This window comes from Ruegeria sp. AB5, from assembly GCF_056542645.1.
Genome location: NZ_JBQGAE010000049.1, coordinates 1 through 2,803 on the forward strand (window position 1 = coordinate 1; position 2,803 = coordinate 2,803).

4 protein-coding genes are annotated in these 2,803 nt (G+C 50.6%); 1 reads left to right on the forward strand and 3 read right to left on the reverse strand.

Annotation, left to right across the window (positions count from 1 at the left end; translation table 11 throughout):
- On the forward strand, window positions 1–236 hold a 236-nt coding region (locus ACR0L4_RS23445; RefSeq protein ID WP_480515612.1), incomplete at its 5' end, for a hypothetical protein.
- A 167-nt stretch (window positions 237–403) separates the two neighbouring features.
- Here ACR0L4_RS23445 and ACR0L4_RS23450 read toward each other — a convergent pair.
- Genes ACR0L4_RS23450 through ACR0L4_RS23460 form a run of 3 tightly spaced genes read right to left on the reverse strand, consistent with a single transcriptional unit; the run spans window position 404 to window position 2,677 of the window.
- Window positions 404–1,408 carry a DEAD/DEAH box helicase gene (locus tag ACR0L4_RS23450; RefSeq protein WP_480515614.1) on the reverse strand — a complete coding sequence of 335 codons (1,005 nt, stop codon included), beginning with the start codon at window positions 1,406–1,408 and terminating at the stop codon, window positions 404–406.
- A complete protein-coding gene (locus tag ACR0L4_RS23455) occupies window positions 1,409–1,654 on the reverse strand; it encodes a DEAD/DEAH box helicase family protein (RefSeq protein WP_480515616.1) in 246 nt (81 codons plus the stop codon).
- Between the two features lie 30 nt (window positions 1,655–1,684).
- The gene (locus tag ACR0L4_RS23460; RefSeq protein WP_480515618.1) at window positions 1,685–2,677 is read right to left on the reverse strand and encodes a ribonuclease H-like domain-containing protein; all 993 of its coding nucleotides are present in this window, start codon (window positions 2,675–2,677) and stop codon (window positions 1,685–1,687) included.
- Between the last annotated feature and the right edge of the window lie 126 nt (window positions 2,678–2,803).

Genomic DNA, 2,803 nt, shown 5'->3' on the forward strand with positions numbered 1-2,803 from the left:
CGACACGTCCAAACCTGCAAAATACTCCATTCGAAATCTCCCATGTTCACAGTTTCCCTGTGAGCCTATCGGGAGCTCGACCTCAGTTCACCGTCAGCCCAATTACGCATGCTTTGGGGAAGCCGCAATGCAGCAAAGACTTTCTAGCCAAAGGTCCGCTCAGGGCCGTTGCCAATAGACGTATCCAGACGAAGAACGAAATCAACGATGTCAAACAGCGGCGTCGAAAAGACTGAGCAACAATGGACGTTCACAGTTTACCGGTTGCAAGACGGAAAAATAGGTTCCTTCGAGGGGTGCCGTTGTAACGCTCTCAAGCATAGCGCCTTAAGAGATACATTCAGCTTGAAGCTTGTCTTGTATTTTAAAAATGGTCAAAGCGTTGTTGCAGTTTGTAATAACGTCAAATCCCGAGTTCCTGACTTATCTCAAGATACCGGCAGAATGCATTGATCAACTGCATTTGACGTGGTGTCTGAAAATCCGCCTCGAAAACTTGGGGCGACGCGACCAAAATGGCCAGACACTGCGCCCGAGAAAATGCAACATTGAAGCGGTTCCCGCTGTAGAGAAATTCCATGCCTCTAGGCGCATCCGCATGACTTGACGTTGCCATAGAATAGATCGCAATCGGTGCTTCCTGACCATGGAATTTATCAACGGCTCCAGCCCATGCAGTCGGCAGGCGCTTTTGAATTTCAATCACTTGCGCGTTGTACGGCGCAATTATCAGAATATCCTCAAGCGTGATTGGCTTGGTCACTCCATAGCGATCCGTCCATGCAGCGCCTTGGTCCAGAATGTCTTCCACCAAGGATTTGACTGTGGCGGCCTCTTCAATGGACGAACTGGTGTTACCACTGTGCGCTACCGGTTGGAAGCGCAATCCAGCGCCCGAAGCAATGCTCATAGTTTGAACGAGTTTCTGCTCGCATCCCTCAAATGCATGCAGTTTGCTTTCGTAGAAAAGCTCGGAGTTAAACGCGCAGATATCAGGGTGGAGGCGATAGGTCGTTCCAAGGAAAAGACCCTGGCTCGGCTCAATAGTTTGTCGACCGGCAAGCAAATCATCCAGTGCTGAAACGCCTGTTCCATCTGGATGCGTTCCTTGCGTTGGCTGTTCCAGCTGTTGTGGATCACCCAGCATGATCACCGTTTGTGCTGCTTGGGAAACGGCCAAGACATTAGCAAGGGACATCTGACCGGCTTCATCAACAACAAGCACATCAACGGCTTCAAAAGCGTCTTCTCTTGCCCAGAAGAAGTGGGTCGCACCAGCAACCTGAGCGTCACTTCTAGCAAGCTTACCTAAAACGTCATCAGTGTTTATTACGAAGATGAGGTTCGGTCCGTCGGCCTCTTTGTTACCCTGCTCCGGCTTTTGAAGACAGGTCAGATCGACGCCCATTTATGGCGCGGCTTCGATCACTTTATCAACCAGGTTGCGGATCACTTTGTGGCTGTTTGCGCTTATCCCCACCTTCTTACCTTGCCGTACAAGCTCGCAGACCATCCGCGCTCCAGTGAAAGATTTACCTGTCCCCGGAGGTCCTTGAATAGGTAGCACGCCGCCATTCATTTCCCTTGCAACACGCAATGCTGCATCGAGTGTTCCTTCGCCATCCGCTTGGAAGGGCTCGTCTCCAATTTCCATCGGTGCCCGAAGCAATGTTTCCCGCGCGCTTTAATAAGGGCCATCACCTTCGATGCTGTGTTCAGCAAGGTATTCACCTAGGCGAAATAGCGAGGCCGCCTGTTCCTTAGGATCCATGAATTTGTGTGCGAAAACGGCTTCGGGATGAACATCGGCAGTCGCTTTTGACTTCTTGATATCGACAGTTTGATTTTCTGACGATACCGCAACAGACGTACCAATTTTATCGCCGCCAACACTATGCAGGCCTTCGTCGCCTCTGATATCTGTATCCTGCGCATCAAATCTATAGCGATGCGTGGGGATTCCGGTTTTGGATGTCTCAACAACATCGATCAATTGCAGGCGACCAATGCGAGCCTTTTCTTCCAGAAGTTCGATGCCGCTCAATGCTTGAAGTCGGAACTTTTCCCACCACGCAGCTTTGTTTTCACGGCGATGCCAATCAAGAATAAATGCCAATATCCAGCGCGCTTGCTGTTCTGGCGAGCGCTCTTCAGGATCAACGGGGATGTCATTTTTAAGCTGTTCAATAAGAGCCAGAACGCGCTGTTGCTGTTCGCTAAGCTCCTCGCTTGGGCCATCCTGCCCAGGCTCAGGACGCGGGATTTCAGCACCGTCTGCCACTCTTGAAGCTCTTAAATCTTCCAGCCAATCTCGCAAGCTCTTCGTCGCAAAGCAATCATCAGAATTGTAAGCTGCGACAACCGCCATTGTGTCTTCATCAATGGATGGAATGTCGTCTAGTTCTAAGCCTGCGGTCACTCTCGTCAGAGCCATGTTGGCATCCCGCAATGAAACCTTGCGCTCATATCCGCAGAAAGGCTCAAGTTTCTTAAATGAATAGCCTTCAACACTTGCTCGAATAGCGTGTTTTGTGACGGTCAACAGATCGACCAGAACCTTGCCTCGCAGCAGATTGTCCACTTCATCTTCGCGCGTTGCACAACGTTCCATCAGGTGTTTCAAAGCCCCGGCTTCATAACCGCCAAATTGATAGATGTGCATGTTTGGGTTTTTCATCGCGACGCCGGTGGAGCAGGAGCCACCCACTCCATCCGGTAATGGGATGTACCGGCTGCTTCACCCAGCAGGTTAGGCTTTGCCTATTTCTGCAAATCGGAGAAGTAGTATGGCGAAGAACGACTT